At 74.6% G+C, this 24,519-nt stretch carries 16 protein-coding genes and 1 pseudogene; 11 read left to right on the top strand and 6 right to left on the bottom strand.

Annotated features, from left to right (window positions below; all coding sequences use genetic code 11):
- Positions 1–104 precede the first annotated feature (104 nt).
- Positions 105–2,783, top strand: a pseudogene (locus KIT14_08035) (hypothetical protein).
- 630 nt (positions 2,784–3,413) lie between these two features.
- On the opposite strand, the gene KIT14_08030 reads toward KIT14_08035, so the two are convergent.
- Entirely contained in the window at positions 3,414–4,349 is a 936-nt protein-coding gene (locus tag KIT14_08030; GenBank protein ID MCW5890486.1) for a DUF2236 domain-containing protein, read from the bottom strand.
- Positions 4,346–5,290 carry an MBL fold metallo-hydrolase gene (locus tag KIT14_08025; protein MCW5890485.1) on the bottom strand — a complete coding sequence of 315 codons (945 nt, stop codon included), beginning with the start codon at positions 5,288–5,290 and terminating at the stop codon, positions 4,346–4,348. The genes KIT14_08030 and KIT14_08025 overlap by 4 nt, the downstream gene beginning before the upstream one ends.
- Before the next feature lie 76 nt (positions 5,291–5,366).
- On the opposite strand from KIT14_08025, the gene KIT14_08020 reads away from it, so the two are divergent.
- From KIT14_08020 to KIT14_07990, 7 genes are all read left to right on the top strand, one after another.
- Positions 5,367–5,876 carry a GNAT family N-acetyltransferase gene (locus tag KIT14_08020; protein MCW5890484.1) on the top strand — a complete coding sequence of 170 codons (510 nt, stop codon included), beginning with the start codon at positions 5,367–5,369 and terminating at the stop codon, positions 5,874–5,876.
- A 166-nt stretch (positions 5,877–6,042) separates the two neighbouring features.
- The gene (locus KIT14_08015) at positions 6,043–6,885 is read left to right on the top strand and encodes a CbbQ/NirQ/NorQ/GpvN family protein (GenBank protein MCW5890483.1); all 843 of its coding nucleotides are present in this window, start codon (positions 6,043–6,045) and stop codon (positions 6,883–6,885) included.
- A gap of 377 nt (positions 6,886–7,262) precedes the next feature.
- Entirely contained in the window at positions 7,263–9,578 is a 2,316-nt protein-coding gene (locus KIT14_08010) for a hypothetical protein (GenBank protein ID MCW5890482.1), read from the top strand.
- Between the two features lie 121 nt (positions 9,579–9,699).
- Entirely contained in the window at positions 9,700–10,017 is a 318-nt protein-coding gene (locus KIT14_08005; protein MCW5890481.1) for a hypothetical protein, read from the top strand.
- Between the two features lie 210 nt (positions 10,018–10,227).
- Entirely contained in the window at positions 10,228–12,783 is a 2,556-nt protein-coding gene (locus KIT14_08000; GenBank protein ID MCW5890480.1) for a response regulator, read from the top strand.
- A complete protein-coding gene (locus KIT14_07995; protein MCW5890479.1) occupies positions 12,780–14,165 on the top strand; it encodes a sigma-54-dependent Fis family transcriptional regulator in 1,386 nt (461 codons plus the stop codon). The genes KIT14_08000 and KIT14_07995 overlap by 4 nt, the downstream gene beginning before the upstream one ends.
- 111 nt (positions 14,166–14,276) lie before the next feature.
- Entirely contained in the window at positions 14,277–14,723 is a 447-nt protein-coding gene (locus KIT14_07990) for a response regulator (GenBank protein ID MCW5890478.1), read from the top strand.
- Positions 14,724–14,736: 13 nt separating this feature from the next.
- On the opposite strand, the gene KIT14_07985 is transcribed toward KIT14_07990, so the two are convergent.
- From KIT14_07985 to KIT14_07975, 3 genes are all read right to left on the bottom strand, one after another.
- Entirely contained in the window at positions 14,737–16,392 is a 1,656-nt protein-coding gene (locus KIT14_07985) for a trypsin-like serine protease (protein MCW5890477.1), read from the bottom strand.
- 71 nt (positions 16,393–16,463) lie between these two features.
- Positions 16,464–17,618, bottom strand: coding sequence for an MFS transporter (locus tag KIT14_07980; GenBank protein ID MCW5890476.1), 1,155 nt, complete (start codon positions 17,616–17,618; stop codon positions 16,464–16,466).
- Entirely contained in the window at positions 17,615–18,415 is an 801-nt protein-coding gene (locus KIT14_07975) for a thioesterase family protein (protein ID MCW5890475.1), read from the bottom strand. Before KIT14_07975 ends, KIT14_07980 begins: the two co-directional genes overlap by 4 nt.
- 87 nt (positions 18,416–18,502) lie before the next feature.
- Between KIT14_07975 and KIT14_07970 the strand changes: the two genes are divergently transcribed.
- Both KIT14_07970 and KIT14_07965 read left to right on the top strand, forming a co-directional pair.
- Positions 18,503–20,056 (top strand): acyl-CoA synthetase, encoded by a 1,554-nt coding sequence (locus KIT14_07970; GenBank protein MCW5890474.1) that lies wholly within the window; start codon positions 18,503–18,505, stop codon positions 20,054–20,056.
- An 85-nt stretch (positions 20,057–20,141) separates the two neighbouring features.
- Positions 20,142–22,256 (top strand): alpha/beta hydrolase fold domain-containing protein, encoded by a 2,115-nt coding sequence (locus KIT14_07965; GenBank protein ID MCW5890473.1) that lies wholly within the window; start codon positions 20,142–20,144, stop codon positions 22,254–22,256.
- A gap of 124 nt (positions 22,257–22,380) precedes the next feature.
- Here the strand turns inward: KIT14_07965 and KIT14_07960 are convergent, their stop codons facing one another.
- Positions 22,381–23,958, bottom strand: coding sequence for a trypsin-like serine protease (locus KIT14_07960; protein ID MCW5890472.1), 1,578 nt, complete (start codon positions 23,956–23,958; stop codon positions 22,381–22,383).
- Between KIT14_07960 and KIT14_07955 the strand changes: the two genes are divergently transcribed.
- A complete protein-coding gene (locus KIT14_07955) occupies positions 23,909–24,502 on the top strand; it encodes a metallophosphoesterase family protein (GenBank protein ID MCW5890471.1) in 594 nt (197 codons plus the stop codon). The genes KIT14_07960 and KIT14_07955 overlap by 50 nt on opposite strands.
- The last annotated feature ends 17 nt before the right edge of the window (positions 24,503–24,519 follow it).

The raw sequence follows: 24,519 nt of genomic DNA, 5'->3' as shown, positions 1-24,519 counted from the left end.
ACCGGCGCCACGATCGTCGGCGGGGGGACCGACGACCATGCCCGAGTCGATCGGGCGACCCGCCCGTGCAGCCGACCCGACGCCTCGTCGCGCAAGGAGACGTCATGAGGTCGATCGCCCGCGCCGCGCTGTTGCCCCTCCTCGCGAGCGTGCTCGCCGCCGCCCCTGCCGCGGCCACGTTCGTCACCTTCGAGACCGGTCAGGTCCGCCCGCTCGCCCAATCGCCCGACGGCACACGCCTGTTCGCGCTGAACACGCCGGACGCGCGCCTCGAGATCTTCGGCGTCGGCGCCGGCGGGCTGACGCACGAGGCGTCGGTGCCGGTCGGCCTCGAGCCGATCGCGGTCGCGGCGCGCAGCAACGCCGAGGTGTGGGTCGTGAACCACCTCTCGGACAGCGTCAGCATCGTCGACGTGGCGGCGAATCCGCCGCGCGTCGTGCGCACGCTGCTGGTCGGCGACGAGCCGCGCGACATCGTCTTCGGCGGCCCGGGCAACGGCCGCGCGTTCATCACGACGGCGCACCGCGGTCAGAACAGCCCGGTGAACCCGCAGCTCCAGACCCCGGGCGTCGGCCGCGCCGACGTCTTCGTCTTCGACGCCGCCAATCTCGGCGCGACGCTGACCGGCACGCCGCTCACGGTGCTGTCGCTCTTCGGCGACACGCCGCGCGCGCTCGCGGCGACGCCCGACGGCAGCACCGTCTACGCCGCGGTCTTCCACTCCGGCAACCAGACCACGACGCTCTCCGAGGGCCTCGTCTGCAACGGCGGCGCCACGGCCGCACCGTGCAACGTCGGCGGCTTCACCATGCCGGGCGGCCTGCCGGCGCCGAACACGAACTTCCAGGGCATCCCGCAGCGCGAGGTCGGCCTCATCGTCAAGTGGAACCAGGGTGCCGGCCAGTGGCAGGACGAGCTCGGCCGCAACTGGAACAACGCCGTGCGCTTCTCGCTGCCCGACCTCGACGTCTTCCGCATCGACGCGAACGCGAACCCGCCCGCGCAGACCGGCACGTTCGCCCACGTCGGCACGGTCCTCTTCAACATGGCGGTGAACCCGGCGAACGGGAAGGTCTACGTCACCAACACCGAGGCGAAGAACGAGGTGCGCTTCGAGGGGCCGGGCACGTTCTTCGGCAGCACGACGGTCGAGGGGCACCTGCACGAGTCGCGCATCACCGTGCTCGACGGCGCCAACGTGATCCCGCGCCACCTGAACAAGCACATCGACTACCACGTCGTGCCGAGCCCCGCCGGCGTGAAGGAGAAGAGCCTCGCGACGCCGCTCGGCATGGCGGTGAACGCCGCCGGCACGCGGCTCTACGTGGCCGCCTTCAGCTCGGCGAAGATCGGCGTCTTCCAGACGGCGGCGCTCGAGAACGACACGTTCGTGCCCGACGCGGCCGACCACATCGCCCTGACGGGCGGCGGTCCGAGCGGGCTCGTGCTCGACGAGGCCCGCAACCGCCTCTACGTGCTGACGCGCTTCGACAACGCGGTGTCGGTGGTCGACCTCGGGACGCGCACCGAGTCGCAGCGGACGTCGCTGCACAACCCCGAGCCCGCGTCGGTGAAGCTCGGCCGGCCGGTGCTCTACGACGCGCGCGCGACGTCGTCGAACGGCGAGGCGTCGTGCGCCTCGTGCCACGTCTTCGGCGACCTCGACTCGCTGGCGTGGGACCTCGGCAACCCCGACGACACCTACCTCAACAACCCGAACCCGATCCGCGTGCCCGGCGTCGATCCCGACTTCCACCCGCTGAAGGGGCCGATGACGACGCAGAGCCTGCGCGGCATGGCGAACCACGGCCCGATGCACTGGCGCGGCGACCGTACCGGCGGCAACGACCCGGGCGGCGACCCGCTGAACGAGGAGCAGGCGTTCAAGAAGTTCCTGCCCGCGTTCGAGGGACTCCTCGGGCGCAACGGTCCGATCAGCGACGCCGACATGAACCGCTTCACGAACTTCATCCTCCAGGTGACCTACCCGCCGAACCCGATCCGCCCGCTCGACAACACCCTGTCGGCGGCGGCGCAGGCCGGCCGCAACAACTACTTCGGCCCGATCACCGACGCGATCTTCGACTGCAACGGCTGCCACGTCCTCAACGAGGCCCAGGGCTTCTTCGGCACCGACGGCTTCACCACCTTCGAGAACGAGCCGCAGATGATGAAGATCCCGCACCTGCGGAACATGTACCAGAAGGTCGGCATGTTCGGCATGCCGGCGGTGTCGTTCTTCCGCGCCGAGAACAACGGCTTCATGGGCGACCAGATCCGCGGCTTCGGCTTCCTGCACGACGGCAGCACCGACACGCTGGTGCGCTTCCACCGCGCCGTCGTCTTCAACCTGACGCTCGCCCAGTCGCAGCAGATGGACCAGTTCATGATGGAGTTCGACTCCAACCTGCGTCCCATCGTCGGCCAGCAGGTGACGCTGACGCAGACGAACGCCGCGACCGTCGGCGCGCGCATCAACCTCCTCATCGCGCGCGCGGCGGCGGGCGACTGCGACCTCGTGGTGAAGGGCGTCGTCGCCGGCGAGGCGCGCGGCTCGGTGCGGCGCCCCTCGGGCCTCTTCGAGTCGGACCGCGCCGCCGAAACGCCGCTCACCGACGCCCAGGTGCGCGGCCTCGCGACCACGGCCGGCCAGTCGCTCACCTACACCTGCGTGCCGCCGGGCAACGGCCAGCGCGCCGGCATCGACCGTGACCTGGACGGCGTCCGCGACCGCGACGAGCTCGACGCGGGCACCGACCCGGCGGACCCGCTCAGCTTCCCCGGGGCGCCCGATCCGGTGCTCATCCAGACCACCAAGCTGACGCTGAAGGACCGCAGCGCGCCGCCGGCCAACCCCGCCAAGCGCAAGCTGTCGTTCAAGTCGTCGACGAAGGCCGACGCGCCGGGCCACCGCATCGTGGCGCCCGCGCCGGGCGGCAGCGCCGATCCCTCGCTGCACGGCGCCACGCTCGTCGTCTATAACGGCGCCGGCCTCACCACCGACGCCGTGACGGTCACCCTCCCGTCCGCGGGCTGGACCCGCATCGGCGCCGGCGGCTGGCGCTACCGCGACAAGACCGGAGCCATCACCGCGGTCGTGCTGAAGGCCGACAGCCTCAGCGTGAAGGGCGGCAAGGCCGCGTTCGGCTACACGCTCGACGAAGCCCAGCAGGGCCGCGTCGCGCTGCGCCTCACGACCGGCGACGGCGAGGGCTGGTGCGCCGACGCGCCCGCGAAGGCGAGCGGCAACCCGCCGTCGACGGCGAAGAGCGACACCGTCGACAAGTTCATCGCGCGCTCGAAGAGCCCGGCCCCCGGCGCGTGCCCGGCCGTCCCCGGCGGCGGCTCGCCGAGCGGCGCGTTCCTTGAGTGATCGGGGCGGGCCGGACGGGGCGCTCCCGTCCGGCCCGCCCTACCCCACGCCGAAGCGGCGCGCCGCCGTCGCGACCAGCGCGTCGAGCGGGTCGGGACCGCTGCCTCGGCTGCGGCGGGCGCCGTCGCGCCAGGCGGGCAGGAAGCGCACCCGGCCCGGCAGCGTCCACCACGAGGCCCACAACCCCGCGAGCGACGCCTCGGCGAGCGCCCGCTCGCGCCAGCCGAACGCGAGCCCGAAGCCGTCGCGCAGCCGCGGCGGCAGCAGCCGCGCCGTGACCGCCGCGTACCAGTCCCACACCGGGCCGATCCAGGTGCCCGGCGGCCGCAGCAGGAAGCGCGCGAGCGCGCGCGCCGAGCGGCCCGGCGTCAGCGTCGGCGACGCCAGCATGCCGTCGACGTAGCGCCGGAACGCGGGCCAGTCCGCCGGGACGAGCGCGTCGGGCACGCCGAAGAGCGCCGCGAAGCGCTTCGTCTCCTCGTAGTACGCCGCCTTCTCGTCGTCGCCGAGCGTGCCGACCACGAGCTCGTAGACCTGCACGGAGGTGTCCCACAGCGTCGCGTGGACCCAGAGGAGCGCCTCGGGCAGGTTCGCCGCATAGGGCGTGCCCGCGGCGTACGGGCCGACGGCGTCCGCCAGCGTGCCGGTGATGCGCCGGTGGATCGCGTGCACGCGCCGCGCAGCGGTGCAGGCGGCGTCGAGATCGCCGTAGACCATCGCGAAGACGTGCTCGAACGTGCGCGCGAAGCGCCCCGCCATGTCCGTGCGCGTCGCCGAGTGCGCGTCGACCGCCTGCGCGACGAACGGGTGCGCCAGCTGGAGCAGCGCCGCACGTCCGCCGCCGAGGAAGATCACCGCCTCGCGGTTGATCGCCCACACGCGCGAGGCAGGCCCGAAGAGCCCGGCGCGCGGATCGGCGACCGACGCCCGCAGGCGCGCGAGCGCCGCCTCGAGGTCGGCCGCCGCGACGGTCACGGCCAGACGGGCACGCCGCTCGCCGCGATCGCACCCTCGTCGTGCGCCGGCAGCACCACGACGCCCTGCTGCGCCAGCTCGCGCAGCCAGCGCCGCTGTCCCGCCAGCCATGCGGTGTCCTCGGGCACGACGAGAAGGCTGTAGAGCCACGGCTTCGGCACGTCGTGCGTGATGCCGTCGAGGGCGTTCGCGAGGTCGCCGGCGAAGGCGTAGCGCGTGTCGCCCACCTTCGCGAGCACCACCTGGCTGCCCGGCGTATGCCCGGCGGCCGGCACCACCGCGACGCCCGGGAAGCCCGGCAGCGCGAGCAGGCCGGAGTCGCCGATGGGCGTGACGCGCGCGCAGGTCGCGGCATGGACCTCACGCAGGCCGGGCCGCGTGGTGTAGTTCGGACGCTCGGCCTGCGGCGTGCTCATGAACACGGGGATCTCCGCCGGACCGCCCTCGCAGAGGACGCCGAGGCCGCCCGTGTGGTCGGTGTGGAGATGCGTGAAGACGACGCCGGCGACGCGCGACTTCGCGCCGCCGAGTCGCTGCGCGACGTCGGCGAGCGGCTCCATCGGCTGCGCGTCGCCGAGCCACTCGAGCGGCCTGCCGAACGAGACGGCCCCGGCCGCCGTCATCCCCGTGTCGACGAGGAGCAGCTTGCCGTCGGCCCACTCGAGCACGAAGCTCGGATGCGACATGACGTAGGGCGCGTTCGGCGTCGGATCGCGGTCCGGCTCGAGGACCGCGGCGCGCGGCATCGGCTGGTGCGCGGTGTTGATCCACCAGATCCGCGTCGGGCCGGCGTCCTGGCCGTCGAGGGCCAGCACCTCGGCCGCCGCGGGCGGGAAGCGCCGCTCGCCCTCGAGCGACCGGCGCGCCCAGATCACACCGCCGGCGGCCACGATGACGAGGAGGAGGACGAGCCCGAGAAACGCGCGCAGGAAGAGTCGCACGCGCCCTTCTGGACCGAACCGGCCCCGCGGCTCAAGCTGCGTGGGCCATGGGCACCGGGCCTGCTAGCCTGCGCCGGTGTCCACCGTTCGTCCCGCCCGACCCGACGATCTCCCCGCCCTGGCCGCGGTCGAGCGGGCCGCGGCGCAGCGCTTCGCCGGGCTCGGCCTGGTCGCCGACCTGGACGACGCCATGGATCCGGCGACCCTGGCGGCGGCGTGCGCCGGCGGGCGCGTGTGGGTCGCCGTCGACGACGACGGCCGCCCGCTCGGCTTCGCGGTGGCCGAGCGCCTGGGCGACGCCGGCCACCTGGAGGAGCTCGACGTGCTGCCCGACGCCGGCGGGCGCGGCCTCGGCACGGAGCTGCTCGAGGCCGTCTGCGCCTGGGCCGCCGCGCAGGGCCTGCCGGCGGTGACGCTGTGCACGTTCCGCGACGTCGCCTGGAACGCACCCTTCTACGCCCGGCGCGGCTTCGTCGCGCTCGCCGACGCGGAGCTGTCGCCGGCGCTGCGCGCCCGCCGCGACGCGGAGGCCGCCCGCGGCCTCGCGCCGGCAGCGCGCGTCTGCATGCGCCGCAGGCTCGGCTGACGGACGGCGCGCGCCCGCATCGAAGACACCCTCGTGCACTCGGGGGCAGCTCGCGATGCTCGTGCGCCGGGTCGCGACCGGCCCCGGACCCGACGCCCGCGCCGGAGACGGCCCGCCGTGGTGAGGGACTGCCGGCTCGGGCCTCGAGGCCTCGCGCGCGTTGCGTCTGGGGGACCGCCCCCGTAAGGTCCCCGCCCGCGTGAGCGACGTTCCCTTCTACCTGCCGATCGCCGACGAGGTGGAGGTCTTCCGGGCGGCCTGGGAGACGCGGCTGCCGGTGCTGCTGAAGGGCCCCACCGGCTGCGGCAAGACGCGCTTCGTCGAGTACATGGCCGCGACGCTGCCGCGGCAGGCGGGCGCCGCGGGCAGCATCCCCGGCAACCTCGTCACCGTCGCCTGCCACGAGGATCTCACCGGCAGCGACCTCGTCGGCCGCTACCTGATCCGCGGCGACGAGACGGTGTGGATCGACGGTCCGCTGACGCGCGCCGTGCGCCACGGCGCCATCTGCTACCTCGACGAGGTGGTCGAGGCGCGCAAGGACACCGTCGTCCTGATCCATCCGCTGACGGACCACCGCCGCATCCTGCCCGTCGACAAGACCGGCGAGATCCTCGAGGCGCACCCCGACTTCCTGCTCGTGCTCTCGTACAACCCGGGCTACCAGAGCGTCCTCAAGGATCTGAAGCACTCGACGCGGCAGCGCTTCGTGGCGCTCGAGTTCGGCTACCCGCCGCGCGACGCCGAGGCGCGCATCATCGCGCACGAGAGCGGGCTCGACGTCGAGACGGCGCTGCGCCTCGCGACGCTCGGCGAGAAGGTGCGGCACCTCAAGTCGAGCGGGCTGTCGGAGGGCGTCAGCACGCGGCTCCTCGTCTATGCGGCGCAGCTGATCCGCGCCGGCGTGACGCCGCGGCGCGCGTGCGCCGTCGCCGTCAGCCGCGCGCTCACCGACGACGCGGAGAGCGCGCAGGCGATCGATGCCGTCGCGGGCGCCCTCTTCGGCTGACGCCGCCCGCGCCCGCCTGCGCGCCATGGCGCCGGCGCTGGCGGAGGGCCTGCGTCTCCCGCCGCACGGCGCCGACCCGGCGCGGCTCGACGCTCTGGTCGACGCCGCGGGCGTGCTGCATCGCGACGGCGGCTGGCATCGGCGAGCGCCCTCGCGCAGGCGCTCGTCGGCAACGACGCGGCTGCGCCAGCTCGACGCGGGCGCGCTCGCCCGGCTCGGCGTGCTGCTGGCGCGCCTGCGCGACGCCGGCGATCCGGCGGTGCTGCTGCGCACCCTGCCTGCCGCCGTCGCCGCGTGGTCCGGACGACGACCGCGCCGCCTGGCTCGACGCCGCGCAGGCCCTGCCGCCGAAGCTCGCGCTGGCCGCGGCACGCGAGGTGCCGCCGGCGCTGGCACGGCTCGACGCGGCGGCGCGCACGCCGCTCCTGCGCGTGGCGCGACGTCGCCCGCGGGGCGCCGGGGCCGCCGCGGCGCTGCTGCCGCCCTCGGCCCGCTCGCGATCGCGCTGCCGGACGCCGTGCGCCGCGACGCGCTGGCGCATCTGCCCGCGTCGCGGCCGCGTTCCTGGCCGGGGCGCGGGCCTGCTGCGCGTCCTCGCCCGCGTCCACGAGGAAGCGCCGCCCGCACGGGTCGCGGCGTGGGTCGAGCGCGGGCTCGCGCTCGCGGCCGAGCACGCGGCGGCGGGCGTCGCGTTCTTCGCGCTCGAGTCGCGCACCAGCCTCCACGTCCTGCGTGCGCGCGCCACGGCGGCGACGTTCGACGAGCTGCAGGGCCTGCTGCGCCGCGTGCTGCTCATGCTGACGGGCGAGCCCGCCGCCCCGCATGCCGCCGGCCGCTTCCTCCTGCGGCCGCCGCTCGAGGACGCGCCGGCGTCGCGCATGGTCGCGCTGCCCGACCAGCTCGACCGGCTCGATACCTGGGAGGACAACGCCCGCCTCTACCGCGTCGTCGGGGCGCTGCTCGCCGGCCGCCGCGACGGCGGCACCTACGCCGACCCGGCGCTGCTGGCGCGCGTGCGCGGCCCCGAGCTGCCGGCGATGCTGGAGCAGCTCTTCCTCCTCGCCGACGGCTACCGCGTCGCACGACGGATGGCGGCGCAGTATCCCGGCGTCGCCGACGATCTCGCCTGGGCCGCGCATGCTCTCGACGAGCTGGTGCCGACGCCCGCCTGGGCCCTCGACGCGCTCTTCGCGCTGGCGCTGCACCCGGCGCCCGACGCCGCGACCCCACCGGCGTGGCTCGCCGCGACGGCCGCGCTGGTGCTGCCGAGCCTGGCGCCGCTCGCGGCATCCGACGCAACCGTGGCCGACGCGGTCCGCGTCGCCGAGCAGCTGCTGCCGCTCTTCCCCGAGGAGCCCGCCGCAGGCCTCGACGCCCTGCCCGACCTGATCACCGTCTTCCTCGACGCCGAGCCGGGCGAGATGCCGCTCGAGAGCGAGCCCGGCCCGCCCGGTCTCCCCGGCGCGGCGGGCGAGGCGCCCGACCCCGAGGCGCTGCCGGAGGAGCTGCGCGAGCGGCTCCGGATGCTGGTCGACGAGCACCTCGAGGGCGACGCCGGCGCGACGCGCCCGATGAGCGCCGAGGAGCTGCGGCGCCTGCTCGAGTCCGGCCTGCATATCCAGCTCTCGGAGGCCCCGGGCGAGGTCGTCGCGCAGGCCGGTCTCTACGTGACGCAGCTGCTCGGCAAGCAGCTCGCCGCGCGGCCGCTCGCGCGGACGGCGCCCGCCGGCGCCGACGCCGCGCGCGCGCCGCGCCGCCTGCACGCGCCGTCCGGCGACGCGGCGGTGTTCCGCTACGACGAGTGGGACTGGCAGATCGACGACTACCGCCCGGCCTGGTGCACGCTGCGCGAGATCGAGCTCGCCGGCGACGGCGGCGTCTGGTTCGACGGCGCCCTCGCCCGCCACGCGGCCCTGGTCCCCGAGATCCGCCGCCACTTCCAGCGCGTGCGGCCGGAGTCGTACCGGCCCATCCGCGGCCTCGAGGACGGCGAGGAGATCGACCTCAACGCCGCCGTCGACGCGCGCGTCCAGCGCCGCGCCCGCCAGCCCGGCTCCGCCAAGCTCTACACCACGCGCCGGCGCCAGGAGCGCGACGTCGCGACGCTCTTCCTCCTCGACATGAGCGCCTCGACCGACGAGAGCGCCGCCGGCGCCGAGGAGCGCATCATCGACGTCATCAAGGACGCGCTCGTCATCATGGCCGCCGCGCTCGAGGAGATCGGCGACGCCTACGCGATCTACGGCTTCTCGGGCCAGGGCCGGCAGCAGGTCGAGGTCTACCCGGTGAAGCACTTCGGCGAGCGCCTCGGCCCCGGCGTGCAGAGCCGGCTCGGGGGCATCGCCCCACGCGGCTCGACGCGCATGGGCACCGCGCTCCGCCATGCGCTGACGAAGCTGCGCGGCGTCGCCGCGCCGGCACGCCATCTCGTGATGCTGTCCGACGGCTTTCCGCAGGACCTCGACTACGGCACCGACCGCCAGAGCCACGTCTACGGCATCCGCGACACCGCGATGGCGCTGCGCGAGGTCCAGGCGGCCGGCGTGCGACCGTTCTGCCTGACCGTCGACCTCGCCGGGCACGACTACCTCCGCCAGATGTGCGACCCGCAGCAGTATCTGATCATCGAGAACGTCGCGGGCCTGCCGCGCGAGCTGCCGAAGATCTACCAGCGCCTCGTCCGCGCCGCCTGAGCGCGGCGGACCCCTCCCCCCGCCGGCGGTCTCTGCCGATACGCCGGGCTGGTGACTCGGGGGGCTTCGCACTACCCTCGAAGCGCTGACCACCCGGCCCAGCGGCCGCGAGGAGGAGAGGATGACGCATCTGGTTCGAGTGCTGTGGACGACCGTGGCTCTGGCAGCGGCGACCGGTCTGGCCCATTCGGCGCCGTTCGGTCCCGCCGCGCAGCCGACCCCCGACCAGCCGGCCGACGCGCGCCTGGCGCAGGCCGACGGCTGGGAGCGCGGGGGCGGCGGCTTCAAGGACTCGCCGTACGACGGCGAGGCGGCCAACGACACCGAGGCCGGGACCCAGGCCCGCGAGAGCGACGCCGCCGTCACCACCGACAAGCCGGCCTCGGCCGAGCCGTTCGAGAACCCCGCCGACATCCCCGACGACGAGGACGAGGACTGACGCCTCCCGGGCGGGTCGTGCCCCGACGACCCGTCCATATTTGCGCCGCGGCGGCACGGCCGCGACGCCGCGGGCCGGCCGGCGCGGGGCACGACGCCCCGCTCTTCGGGCACTACGGGCGAGGCACACGTCTTGCGGAACGGGGATCACGTCGTGCCCCCCATCCCGCCTGCCCATGCGCCCGACGTGCCGGCCGACATGCCGGGCGCCGTGCCACTCAATCCCCGCTGGTACGGCCGGCTGTGGACCGTGCTGGTCGTCATCGCGGCCGCCATCCTGGTCGCGGAGGGCGTGTACGTCCGCTCGGTCGACACCACGCTCACCGCCAGCACCGGCGAGGGGCTCGCGCTCTCGGCCGCCGATCTGGCCGACGACCTCGAGCGCTGGCAGACCGACGTCGCCCGGGAGCTGGCGCCGCTCGCGCGCACGCCGGCGCTGCAGACGAGCCCGCCCGCGACGGTGACGGAGATGCTCGACGCCGCGCGCCGCGGCTCGACGCAGATGGTCTGGCTCGGCGTCGTCGACGCCAGCGGGCAGCTCGTCGCCACGACCCGCCGCGGGCCGCAGGACGGCACGGTGGAGACCGAGCGCTGGTTCCGCGAGCTGCGCGACGCGCGCGGCGGACAGGTGCGCGTGACGCCGGTCGAGCCCGGCGCGGACGGCGTCCCCACGGTCCGCTTCGCGGCGCCGCTCGTCGGCCCCGAGGGGCAGTTCGCCGGGGCGCTCGTGGCCCACGTCGCGCGGGCCGGCATCGAGGCGGCGTTCAGCCGCAAGATCGAAGCGATCCAGCTCCAGCGCACGTCGCCGGCGCACCTCGATTGGGAGCTGGTCACGCAGAGCGGCGTGGTCGTGTCCGACTCGACCACGGGCGCGCCCGAGCTGCGGCTCGTCCGCGCCCTGCCGGCCGCGCTCTTCGCGGAGCCGCCGCGGCCCGGCTACTTCGAGAGCGAGGACGACGTGCGCGGCGTGCCGCTCGTCGTCGGCTACGCGCGCCCGGCCGACGGCAACCTCGTCGTCGGCCCCGGCTGGCGCGTGCTGCTCGCGATCGACCGCGCCGACGTGCTCGCCCCGACGCGCGTCATCCTGCAGACGCTCGCGATGGCGACCGGCCTCGTCATCCTGCCGCTGCTCATGCTGCTGCGCTGGACGACGTCGCAGCGCCGGCGCCTCGAGCAGGCGCTGCACCACACCTACGACGACCTCGAGCGGCGCGTCGCACAGCGCACCGCCGAGCTGACCGAGGCGCGCAACGCCGCCCTCCAGGCCGCACAGGCGAAGTCCGAGTTCCTCGCCAACATGAGCCACGAGATCCGCACGCCGCTCACCGCCATCCTCGGCTTCACGAACCTGCTCGCCGACCCGACGCTGCGCGACGCCGAGCGCACCGCGCATCGCGACACCATCCGGCGCAACGGCGAGCACCTCCTCTCGGTCATCAACGACATCCTCGACCTCTCCAAGATCGAGGCGGGCAAGCTGGCGGTCGAGCGCGTCCCCTGCGCCCTGCCCGAGCTGCTCCGCAGCGTGAGCGGCGCGATGCGCGGGCGCGCGCTCGAGAAGGGGCTCGGGTTCGTCGTCGAGGCGCGCGGACCGCTGCCGGAGACGATCCGCACCGACTCGACGCGCCTGCGGCAGATCCTGATCAACCTCCTCGGCAACGCGATCAAGTTCACCGAGGCGGGCAGCGTGCGGCTGGTCGCGCGGCTCGGGACCGGGACGCAGCCGCGCCTGTGCCTCGACGTCGTCGACACCGGCATCGGCCTCGACCCCGACGTGCTGAGCCGCCTCTTCCTCCCGTTCACGCAGGCCGATCCGTCGACCAGCCGCCGCTTCGGCGGCTCCGGCCTCGGGCTCGCGATCTCGCGCCGCCTCGCGCGCATGCTGGGCGGCGACCTCTACGCGAGCAGCGCGCCCGGCCGCGGCAGCACCTTCACCGCCGAGATCGACCCGGGTCCGCTCGCCGCGGTGCCGATGGTCGACGGCGGCCGGCTCGCCCTCGACACGCCGGCGGCGCCGCCGGCGGCCACGGCGGGCGCGCCGGCACACCTGCGCGCCCGCATCCTCCTCGCCGAGGACGCACCCGACAGCCAGCGCCTGCTCCGCCACTACCTGGTCCGCGCCGGCGCGCAGGTCGACGTGGTCGCAGACGGGCGCCTCGCCGCCTCGCACGCGCTCGCCGCGCCCTACGACCTCGTCCTCATGGACATGCAGATGCCCGAGATGGACGGCTACGCCGCCACTGCGGCCCTGCGCCGCGCCGGCTATCGCGGCCCGATCGTCGCGCTCACCGCGCACGCCATGGACGGCGACCGCGACAAGTGCCTCGCCGCCGGCTGCGACGACTTCGCCACCAAGCCGATCGATCCCGCGACGCTCCTGCGCGTCGCGCAGCGCTACTGTCAGGACGCCCCGACGCCGCAGCGCGGGGACCACGCAGAAGGAGGCTCGCCCATGCTCATGTCCGACTTCGCCGGCCCGCCACTCGACGACGACCCCGAGCTGCGCGCGCTGGTCCACATCTTCATCGACGGCCTGCCCGAGCGGGCGCGCCTGCTCGAGCGCAGCGTCGACGCGGGCGACCTCGATCGCGTGGCGCAGCTCGCCCACCAGCTGAAGGGCACCGCCGGGGGGTACGGCTTCCCCTCCCTCGGCGAGGCGGCGGCGCGCCTCGAGACCAGCGCCCGCACGCGTGCGGCGCTCGACGAGGTGCGCGGCCGCGTCGCCGACGTCGCCACGCTCTGCGAGCAGGCGCGGGCGGCAGCATGACCGGCCAACCCACCCGCGGCCGGGTCCTCGTCGTCGACGACGACCGGGACCTCTGTGCCCTGCTCGCCCTCCAGCTCGGGCGGCGGGGGTTCCACGTCACCTGGCGCACGACGCCCGCCGAGGCCCTCGAGGTGGCGCGCAGCGCCGATCTCGACGCCGTGCTCACCGACCTCCAGATGGACGGCATGCACGGCCTCGAGCTGTGCGAGCGCATCGTCGCCGTGCGACCCGACGTGCCGGTCGCCGTGCTGACCGCGTTCGGCAGCCTCGAGACCGCCGTGTCCGCGATCCGGGCCGGCGCCTACGACTTCATCACCAAGCCGCCCGACGTCGACGCGCTCGAGCACACGCTCGGGCGTGCGGTCGCGCAGCGCCGGCTGCGCGAGGAGCTGCGCCGGCTGCCCGTCGCCGGCGAGATGCGGCGCTTCGGCGAGCTGCTCGGGAACAGCGCGGCCATGCAGCGCGTGTTCGACCTGCTCCAGCGCGTGGTCGATTCCGACGCCTCGGTGCTGGTGACGGGCGAGAGCGGCACCGGCAAGGAGCTGGTCGCGCGCGCGCTCCACCGGCACGGCCGGCGCGGCAACGCGCCGTTCGTGGCCGTCAACTGCGCCGCGGTCCCGGAGGCCCTGCTCGAGAGCGAGCTCTTCGGCCACGTGCGCGGCGCGTTCACCGACGCCCGCAACACCCGCCCGGGCCTCTTCGCCCAGGCCCACGGCGGCACGCTGTTCCTCGACGAGATCGGCGATCTGCCCCTGCCCCTCCAGCCGAAGCTGCTGCGTGCGATCCAGGAGAAGCGCATCCGTCCCGTGGGCTCGGACGCCGAGGTGGCCTGCGACGTGCGCGTGGTGGCGTCGACGAACCGCGACCTCGACGCGGCCGTCGCCGAGCACCGCTTCCGCGAGGACCTCTTCTTCCGCATCAACGTGATCCCGCTGCCGCTGCCCGCGCTGCGCGATCGGGGCCACGACATCCTGCTCCTCGCCCAGCACTTCCTCGACCGCTGCCGGGCGCAGGGCGGGACGCGCGTCGTCGGCATCTCCGCGGCCGCGGCCCGCCGCCTTCTGGCCTATGCCTGGCCGGGCAACGTGCGCGAGCTCCAGAACTGCGTCGAGCGCGCCGCGGTCCTGGCGCGCTACGACCACCTGACGGTCGACGACCTGCCGGAGCGCGTCGGCTCGTACCGGCCGTCGTCGGCGCTGCTCGGCCCGGACGGCCCCCCCGGGCTGCTGCCGCTGGCCGAGGTCGAGCGCCGCCACATCCTGCGCGTGCTCGAGCTGGTGCGCGGCAACAAGACGCTCGCCGCGCAGGCGCTCGGGCTCGATCGCAAGACCCTGCGCCGCAAGCTCGCGCGCGGCACGGGCGAGAGCGAGGTCGAGCGCTGACGACGGGATGCCGGAGCGGGGCGCCTCGCCCCGCTGCCCGACGCGGTGCGCACCGAAAACCCGCGGCGTTTCGCGTTGGCACGTCCTTCGCTCGGGCGCAGGAGGCCGCACATGCACGAGCTCGCGACGGAACCCACCCAGCCGCCCCTCGCTCCGCCCCGGCTCCGCCTGGTGTCGCGCGACGTCCGCACGCGCGTCCTCCTCGCGGACGACGATCCCGACCTGCGACGGCTGCTGTCGCTGACGCTGCGCCGCGCCGGCTACGACGTGGTGGAGGCCGGCGACGGCGTCGAGCTCCTCGACCGTCTCGAGTCGACCGTCGCCAAGCGCGACTACTTCGGCGTCATCGTCGCCGACGTGAACATGCCCGGCCTCACCGGCCTCGACGTGCTCGCTGCGCTGCGCTGCACGTCGTGGACCACGCCCGTGATCCTCATCACGGCCTTCGGCGACCCGGCCACCAAGGCCGAGGCCGACGACCTCGGGGCGATGCTGCTCGACAAGCCGCTCGACCTCGACGCCCTGCGCGTCGCCGTGCGCGCCGCGGTCGACCGCTGAAGGGCGCCGGCCGTTACGGCGTCCCCACGCAGACGCTGCCGACGCGCAGCGCGGCCCGGGAGCCACGGACGTCGAGCGCGCTCGCGCCCGGCACGTCGCGTGCCGTCAGGCGCAGCTCCCATATCCCCTTCTTGGCGGTGCGGTCCGTCAGCTGGAGCTTGCGCGCACCCACGCCGGCGGTGGTCGCCCGCCAGCGGAAGAGCCCCGCCGCCGGGCGCGAGCGGCTCCAGCCCGGATCGTTGGGCGGGATGGAGAGCTGGACCGGCAGCCCGCCGTCGTCGAGCGTGAGGGCGAGCCCGACCCCGCGCGGGTCGAACGCGATGGCGCCGCCGGCGCTGGCGATGGTCGCCCGCAGCATCAGATTGCGGCCGATGCGGAGGCGCGTGATCGCGAGGTCCGGCACGCAGGCGGGCTCGCACGTGCAGTCGGACCTGCAGCGGCCGGGGCAGGCGGCCGCGTCGGCGCCGTCGCAGGCCTCGCCGCTCTCCCAGGCGCCGTTGCCGCACGTCCCCGGCGCGCCGCCGAAGGTGGTGACCGTCAGCTGGTAGGGGCCGTGCCCGGCGTAGCGCTTCACCCTCGCGTACCAGCGCCCGTCGACTGGCGCCGTCGCCGTACAGGCGCCGTAGGTGCCGGCGCCGTCGGCGCGGCAGTCCCAGTCGGTGGTCGTGGGCGGCGCATCGCGCTTCACGAAGAGGTCGAAGTCGGCGACGCCGTCGTCGACCCCGTTCATCGTGATGCGCAGCTCCGCTACGCCGCCCGTCACCGCGAAGGCGTGCGTGCGCTCGAGCGTCCCGAGGCCGAACACGTCGGTGACCGCGCGCACCGTGGTGCCCGGCTCGCCGGCGGACGGCAACGTGCCGCAGGCCCCGGGGCCGACGTCCCCCGCCGCCGCCGCGGTGATCCAGGGGGCATAGTAGGCGACGTTGGCGTCATAGCTGCGATCGGTCGGCAGGCAGCTGGTGCTCTCGCCGCCGGAGGTGACGCCCGCGACGGCGAGGTCGCCGGCCTCGGCGACGAAGAGCGGCCCGCCCGAGTCGCCGTGGCAGGTGTTCGCACCGGGGCCGGTGAAGGTCCAGCAGACGGAGGTCTCGTTCGAGATGCCGGGGGCGCAGGCGGCGGTGATGACGTCGCCGACGCGCTTCAGACCGTAGTCGTCGAAGCTGCCGCCGCTGCGCCCGAAGCCGACGATCGTGCCGGGCGTGCCGACGGCCGGCGCGCCGGTCGCGAGCGGCGTCGGGGCGATGCCGTCGACCGGCGCCGCCAGCCGCACGACGGCGATGTCGGCGACGGGGAAGCTGTAGGCGGGATGGACGCTGATGCTCTCGATGCCGACGAAGCCGAGGTGCTGGAAGAAGACCAGCTTCGTCGTCGGATCGGGCGCCGACGCGCCCTGGCAGCTGGCGCCGAGGCCGGGGCACACGCAGTGGGCGGCGGTGAGCAGCGTCCGGCAGCCGATCAGCGTCCCCGAGCAGGAGGTGTAGGCCGTCGCCGGGTTGCCGCCCGCGAGCAGTGCGCCGGTCGACGCGAACCCGCCCGTGAACGTGCCGTTCACGATGCGCGGCTGGAGACGCAGGCGCTGCGCCTTGCGGGCGCCGGCGCCCGCGGCGTCGATTCCCGCCATGACGAGAAGGGCGACGGTGAGGACGACGACGGCGCGGTGCGCAGACACGAGATGGGTCCCTCCAGTGCGCACCCGAGCGCGCAGTGAGGCGGGGGGCTACCGCGCCGCTCCCCCCGGAGTCAATGGCGGACGCGCGGGCCGAGGCGCACCGCCAGGACGAAGCAGGCCACCCCCAGCAGTGCCGCAGCGGATGCGCAGAGAAACGTGACCCGGTGCCCGAAGTCGTGCACCACGTTGCCGAGGACGAATGCCCCGCCCGTGACGCCGAGGTTGAAGGTCGCGTTGTAGAGCGTCTGCACCCGGCCGATCTGCCCGGCGCCGGCGTGGTCGACCGTGAAGGCGTTGAGCGCCGGGTAGTAGATGCCCTGCGCCGTGCCGAATGCGAGGCCGGCGAGCGCGAGCTGGACCGGCGAGTACACCAGCGCGAGCGCGGCGATGGCGACGCCGAGGCCGGCGAGGGCCGGCGTCGCGACGCGCGCATGGCCGAAGCGGTCGCCGAGACCGCCGCCGACCAGCCGGGTCGCGATCGCGGCGGCGGTGTACGAGAGGAAGAAGGTCGCCACCGGGCCGAGGTGCTCGTCGGCGACGAAGGTGGGCGCGAAGGTGATGACCGCGCCGAACGCGATGCCGCCGCAGCCGACCGCGGCGAGCGTCGCCGCGAGCAGGCCGCCCAGCCGGAACCGTCCCCGCCCGCGCGGCACGGGCAGCGTCGCCGCCGGCAGCGACCACGCGGCGACGAGCCCGACGGCAGCGTAGCCCGCCGCCGACACGAAGAGCAGCGGGAAGCCGCCGAGGCCGATCAGCATCTCGCCGAGCGTCGGCGCGAGCGCGTGCGTGGCGAGCGTCGACACCCCGTACAGCCCGAGCGCGGCGCCCCGGCGCGCCGGCGGCGCGTAGTCGACCGCGAGCGTCGACGCGGCGTTGAAGCCGGCCGCGAACGCCAGCCCCTGGAACGCACGCAGGAGGTAGAGCAGCGGCCCGACGGTGTCGACGACGAGGTAGGCGAGCGCGAGCAGCCCCATGCCCGCGATGCCGCCGCGCAGGAAGAGCTGGCGCGGAAAGCGGTCGAGCAGCGGCCCGATCAGCAGCAGGCCCGCCAGCCCGGCGACGCCGTTCGTCCCCATGACGAAGCCGACGTCGCGATCGCTGCCGCCGAGCGCGCGCACGTGCAGGGGCAGGAGGAAGAACGACGCGAAGCAGAGGAAGAAACAGAAGTTCGCGACGTTCAGCCGCACGAAGCGCGGCGTCAGAAGCGGCGGCGCGGGCGGCGTCACGCGGGCAGGCTGATGCGGTAGATGGCGCTGCCGCTGCCGACGACGCGGCCCGTGCGCCGGCCGAAGAGCCGCACGGCGGTGGTGAAGAGCCCGTCGTGCGCGGCGACGGCGTGCGCCTCGCCGACGACGTCCTCGTCACGCGCCGGGGCGTGCAGCGTGAGGTGCATGTTCACGGTGGCGGCCCGCCCGCGCCGGTCGAACCCGACGACCGCCCACGCGGCCGCGCCGGCCGCGGTGTCGACGAGCGACGCCAGCGCGCCGGCGTGGACGTCGCCGCGCGCGTCGGCGAGGTCCGGGCTCCACGGCAGCAGCGCCACGCCGGAGGCCACGTCGCGCCGTACGACCACGATGCCGAGCCGCTGCGAGAACGGCGACGGGCTGCCGATGCCGGGAGCGAGCGGCTCGGGCGGCACGACGGCCGGTGGCACCGTCGCCGCCGGCACGTGGACGGCCGGCCCGACGCGCTGGACCGTGAGCGCGCGCGCCACCGGCCGACCGCCGGCGGCGACCGCGACCTCGACGTGGGCCAGCTCGCTCCCGCGGCGCAGCACGGTCGCGTCGGCGGTGACGTCGGCGGCGCTGCCGGGCGCGAGATAGGCGAGCGCGAGATCGACCGGCGCCGCGTCCGCGTCCAGCGCCAGCCCCGCCGCCACGAAGACCAGCGACGCGGTGACGCCGCCGTGCAGCGTGCCGCCGCGATTCGCGGTGCGGGCGTCGAACGCGAGCGTGCAGCGGCTGCGGCCCGCGCCGCCGGCGGTGGCGGCGAGCCCGAGGACGTCGAGATAGGGCACGGACACGGGGCGTGTTTGGATCCCGCCCCCCGGCGCGACGCAAACCGCGCCGGGGTGGAGCCTCCTCGCGCGGCCGTGCTACGGCCTCCGCCCATGTCCGACTACGGCTTCTGGAACCTCGCGCAGCGCCATCCCGACCGCCTGGTCCTCGTGACGCCGGAGGGCGAGGAGCTCACCGGCGGCGGGCTGCTGGCGCGCGTGAACCGTCTCTCGCACGGCCTGCGCAGCCTCGGGCTCGAGCGCAGCGACGTCCTCGCCACCGTGCTGCCGAACGACGGCGCGATGATCGAGGCCTACCTCGCGGCGCTCCAGTGCGGCCTCTACCTGGTGCCGATCAACCACCACCTGACCGGCTCCGAGATCGCCTACATCGTCGACAACGCCGGCGCGAAGGCGGTGCTGTGCGGCGCGCGCTTCGCCGACGTCTGCCGCACGGCCGTGGAGGAGATCCGTTTTCCCGAAGCGGGGCGCATCGCCGTGGGCGGCGCCATCCCCGGCTTCCGCGACTACGAGGCGCTGCTCGCGAGCCAGCCGGACACGCTCCCCGCGGACCGCGCCGCCGGCCAGGTGATGAACTACACGTCGGGCACGACCGGGCGTCCGAAGGGCGTGCGCCGCCCGCTCGCGCCGCTCGACCCCGACACCGTGGGCACGTTCTACGGCATGTTCCTCGCGATGTTCGGCATCCAGCCCGAGCAGGGCAACGTGCACCTCGTCGGCTCGCCGCTCTACCACACGGCGGTGCTGCTGTTCGCCGGCTGCTCGCTCCACTTCGGCCACGCCGTCGTGCTGATGGACAAGTGGACGCCGGAGTCGTCGCTGGCGCTGGTCGAGAAGTACCGCGTCACCACCACGCACATGGTGCCGACGCAGTTCCACCGCCTGCTGGCGCTGCCCGACGCCGTGAAGCAGCGCTACGACGTCTCGTCCCTGCGCCACGTCGTGCACGCGGCGGCGCCCTGCCCCGTCGATGTGAAGCGCCGCATGCTCGCGTGGTGGGGCCCGGTGATCCACGAGTACTACGCCGCCAGCGAGGGCGGCGGCACGCTGGTCACGCCCGAGGAGTGGCTCGAGTACCCGGGCACCGTCGGCAGGGCGTGGCCGAGCTCCGAGATCCGCATCCTCGACGATGCCGGCGACGCGGTCCCGCAGGGCACCGTCGGCACCGTCTACATGATGCTCGGCTCGAACGACTTCGAGTACCACGGCGACGAGGACAAGACGCGCGCCAACCGCCGCGACGGCTTCTTCACCGTCGGCGACGTCGGCTACCTGAACCAGGCCGGCTATCTTTTCCTGTGCGACCGCAAGATCGACATGATCATCTCCGGCGGCGTCAACATCTACCCGGCGGAGATCGAGAGCGCGCTGCTGACGCATCCGAAGGTGGGCGACGCGGCGGTGTTCGGGGTGCCGGACCCGGACTGGGGCGAGTCGGTGAAGGCGGTCGTCGAGCCCGCCGAGGGAGTGACCGCGTCACCCGAGCTGGCCGACGACATCCTCGCCTTCTGCGCGCAGCGGCTCGCGAAGTACAAATGCCCGCGCTCGGTCGATTTCGTGGCGGCGATGCCGCGCGACCCCAACGGCAAGCTCTACAAGCGCAAGCTGCGCGACCCGCACTGGGAGGGCCGCGACCGCGCCATCTGACGAGCCGCCCACGAAAGAAAGCACTTGATTTAAAGCAGCGGCGGCTCGTACGCCCGGCCCCACGATGCGAACGATGCTTCGAAGCGTGGTGCTGGGAATCGTACTCGCCGCCGCGGCGGCCGGCGCGCAGACGTCGCCGCCGCAGCCGACGTCGGGCCCCGGCGGCAACGACTACCCGCACGGCAGCTACGTCATGACGACGAACGGCACCGGGGCGCTCCAGTACTGGGTCTACGCGCCCGCCGCGCCCGCACCGGCGACGGCGCCGCTCGTGGTCGTCCTCCACGGCGCGAACGTGCTCACGCCCGACCCGTACCTGCCGTGGATCGAGCACCTCGTGCGCCGCGGCAACCTCGTCGTCTACCCGAAGTTCCAGGCGAACGTGCTGACGCTGCCGAGCACCTACACCGGCAACGCGATCACCGCGATCCAGAACGCGCTCGCCTGGCTCGCCGCGACGCCGTCGCACGTGCAGCCCGACCTCGCGAAGTTCGCGCTCGTCGGCCATTCGTACGGTGGCCTCGTCAGCGTCAACATCGCGAACCGCTGGGCCTCGATCAGCCTGCCGCAGCCGAAGGCGCTGATGCCCGTCCAGCCCTGGTACGACAACATGGACGCGAGCCTCGGCGGCATTCCGTCGACGGTGCTGATGAACTGCGTCGTCGGCGCCGACGATCTGCTCGCCGGCGCCCAGGGCTGCGACCTCATCTGGGCGAGGACGGGGCACGTGCCGGCGGCGAACCGCGACTTCGTCACCATGCGCACGGATGCCCACGGCCCGGTCGCGCTCCAGGCGAACCACGTGGCCCCGACCGGCAACGTGCTCGACGCCCTCGACTGGTACGCCCTGTGGCAGACGTTCGACGGCCTCACCGACTGCGCCTTCTACGGCACGCACTGCGAATACGGCCTCGAGGACACGCCGGAGCACCGCGGGATGGGCTTCTGGTCCGACGGCGTCCCGGTGATCCCGCTGCTCATCACCGACGCCGACTCGCGCTGCGGCAACGCCGTCGTCGACCCGGCGGCGGGCGAGCAGTGCGACGTCGAGATCGCCGGCAGCGACTGCTGCGGGCGCGACTGCCGCTTCGCGTCCACCGCGACGGTCTGCCGCGACGCGGCCGGGATCTGCGACGCGGCCGAGACGTGCACGGGCGCGTCGGCCACGTGTCCCGCCGACGCCTTCGCCACCGGCGGCGTCTGCCGCCCGGCCGCCGGCGCCTGCGACCTCGCCGAGTCCTGCGACGGCGCCTCCGCCGCCTGCCCCGCCGACGCCTTCGCCACCAGCGGCGTCTGCCGCCCCGCCGCCGGCGTCTGCGACCTCGCCGAAACCTGCACCGGCGCCTCCGCCGCCTGCCCCGCCGACGCCTTCGCCACCAGCGGCATCTGCCGCCCGGCCGCCGGCGTCTGCGACCTCGCCGAAACCTGCACCGGCGCCTCCGCCGCCTGCCCCGCCGACGCCTTCGCGCCGGCGGCCACCGTGTGTCGCCCGGCGACCGACGCCTGCGACGTCGCCGAAACCTGCACCGGCAGCGCCGCCGCCTGCCCCGCCGACACCGGCCTCCCCGACGGCGACGGGGACGGCATCTGCGACGCCGAGGACGTCTGTCCCACCGTCCCCGATCCCGACCAGGCCGACGGCGACGGCGACGGCCTCGGCGACGCCTGCGACGCCTGCACGAACCTCGCCCCGACCACGGTGGCGAAGCCGTCGCTCACGCTGGCGAAGGTGCTCGCGCCCGCCGGCGACGACAAGCTGTCGCTCGCCGCCACGATCGCCGGCGTGCCGATGTCGCCCCCGGTCGACCCGTTGACGAACGGCTTCCGTCTGCTCGTCACCGGGGCCGACGGCAGCGTCGTCCTCGACACGACGCTCCCCGGCGGTGCGTGGAGCCCCACCACCCGTGCCGGCTGGGTCGCCGCCAAGAACGGTGCGACCTTCACCTACAAGAACGCCGGTCGCGAGATCCCGCTCGTGGACGGCATCATGAAGATGGTCCTGAAGCGCGTGTCGAACCCCCCGAACGGCGTGAAGGTCACGGTGAAGGGGAAGAACGGAACGTACGCGGTCGCGCCGTCGGCGCTTCCGCTGACGACGACCATGGTGCTGACGCCGCCGGTCGCGACCTCGGGACAATGCGGCGAGACGTCGCCCGGCTGTGCCCTGAGCGGCGGTGGGGCGACCGTGAAGTGTCGCTAGCAGCGCGTCGCCGAGCCGGTCGCACCGCCGGCTCGGCGACGCCGCCGCCCTCGTACGATCGGCGCCTGCGCGCGCAGCTCGTGTCCGAGACGGCCGGACCCCGGCATCGGCGCCGCTCCGCGCTTCAGTAGCGCTTCTCCCCGCACACCCAGTCGCTGCGCACGCGCACCACCAGTCCCTCGAGCCCCACCGTCTCCGCATCCGGGACGTCACGGCCCGCGACGGCGACGCTCCACGTGCCGCTGCGGCGGCGTTGCAGGACCACCTTGCGCAGGCCGTCGGTGCGGCCGCGCCAGCGCCAGAGGCCGCGGTTGGGTTTGGAGCCGCGCCAGCCGGGGTCGTCGGCGGGGATCGTCATGGTGGCGCTGTTGGCGACGACGTCCTCGACGGACAGGACGAGGTCGGCGAGGCGGGGGTCGAAGGACGGGTCGAGGCCGCCGAGCTGGCCGCGGACGAGGAACTTGCGGACCAGCTGGATCTGGCCGATCGCGAAGGTCGCCGTGTCGCAGCGCAGGCACAGGCAGTCGAAGTCGCACATGCCGGGGCAGGCGGCGTCGTCGAAGCCGTCGCACTCCTCGCTGGTCGGATCGAGGAGGTCGTCGCCGCAGAACGGGAACTCCTCCTCGTCGTCGTCCTCCTCCGGAAGGGTCGTCGCGGCGATCTGGTAGACGCCCTCGCCGGCTTCGCGGCGGACCATGGCGTACCAGGTGCCGGCGTCCGGGTAGATCAGCTCGCAGTAGCCGTACTGGCCCGGGCCGATCTCGGCGCAGTCCCAGTCGTCCAGCGTCGGGGGCGCGCCGAAGCGGACGTAGAGATCGAAGTCGTTGCGGCCGTCGTCGGCGGCGTGGAGGCCGACGCGGAGCTCCTCCGTCCGCTCGGGCACCGGGACGGCATGGACGGCCTCCGGCCCGTCGCGCGTAACCGTGCCCGTGAACGTCGTCACCGTCGTGCCCTCGGCGCCGATCGGGCGCAGGTAGCCGCAGGTGGCGCCGACGTCGTCGCCGCCGGTCGCGGCGATCCAGTCGCGGTACGGCGCGATGCGGACGTCGTAGCCGCGGTCGCCCTTGAGACAGCTGCTCTTGGTGCCGCCGGCGCCGACGCCCGCGAGCGCGCCCGCGACGAGCAGCGGACCGCCCGCGTCGCCGGTGCAGCCGTTCGCGCCCGCGCCGTCGTAGGTCCAGCACACCATCGTCGCCGGATCGATGCCCTTCGGGCAGGCGGCGGTGGTCACCGGCCCCTCGCGCTTGATCCCCGTGGCGGCGTCGCTGCCGCCCGTGGTGCCGAAGCCGACGAGGAGACCTGCCGTGCCCATGCCGACGGGATCGGCGGACAGGGGCACGGGCGGGATGCTGGTCGCCTCGTAGCTCAGACGGAGGATGGCGAGGTCGGCGGCCGGGAAGGCGAAGTCCGGATGCACGACGATCTCGTCGACCGGGAACATGCCCGCGTGCTCGAGGTACACGTTCCAGCCGAGCGGGTCCGGCGCGTCGTCGCCCTGACACGGCGCCTTCTTCGACGGACAGACGCAGTGGGCGGCCGTGACGAGGGTGCCGCAGCCGATCAGCGTCGCCGTGCAGGTCGGCACGCCGGGACCGATGCCGCCGAGCAGGGCGCCGACGGCAGGATGGGCACCCGTCGGCGCGCCGCCGACGATGGGCGCCGGCGACGCAGCGGCGAGGGTCGCACCGAGCGCCAGGGACACCAGGGCCGCACGGACACACCCCACCGCTCCTGCTATCGGCACGGCGCCGGCGGAACTTGAGCGCAGCGGCCGCAGGAGGCAGGACGGCGGCGTGGGCGAGATCGGCGTGGTCTCCGACACGCACGGGCTCGTGCGGCCCGAGCTGCTCGCGGCGCTCGACGGCGTCGTGCACGTGCTCCACGCCGGCGACGTCGGCTCGGCCGAGGTGCTGGCGGCGCTGGGGCAGATCGCCCCGGTGACCGCGGTGCGCGGCAACAACGATCGCGGCCCGTGGGCGGCGACCCTGCCCGCGGCGATCACCGTCACGCTCGCCGGCGTGCGCATCCACCTCCTCCACGATCGCAAGGAGCTGACGGCCGTGCCCGACGTCGCCGTCGTGGTCGCCGGCCACTCGCATCGGCCGGGTGTCGCGGAGCACGACGGCGTCCTCTTCCTCAATCCGGGAAGCGCCGGGCCGCGACGCTTCAGGCTGCCCGTGACCATGGCGCGGCTCGCGCTCACGGACGGCGTGCCCGCCGTGCGCATCGTGTCGCTGATCACGTGACGCGCACGGCCGCTGCT

It is taken from the genome of bacterium (assembly GCA_026129405.1).
Taxonomy (GTDB): Bacteria; Desulfobacterota; Binatia; order DP-6; family DP-6; genus JAHCID01.
The sequence above is the reverse complement of the archived record's forward strand: the minus strand, read 5'-3'. Positions and strand labels throughout refer to the sequence as shown.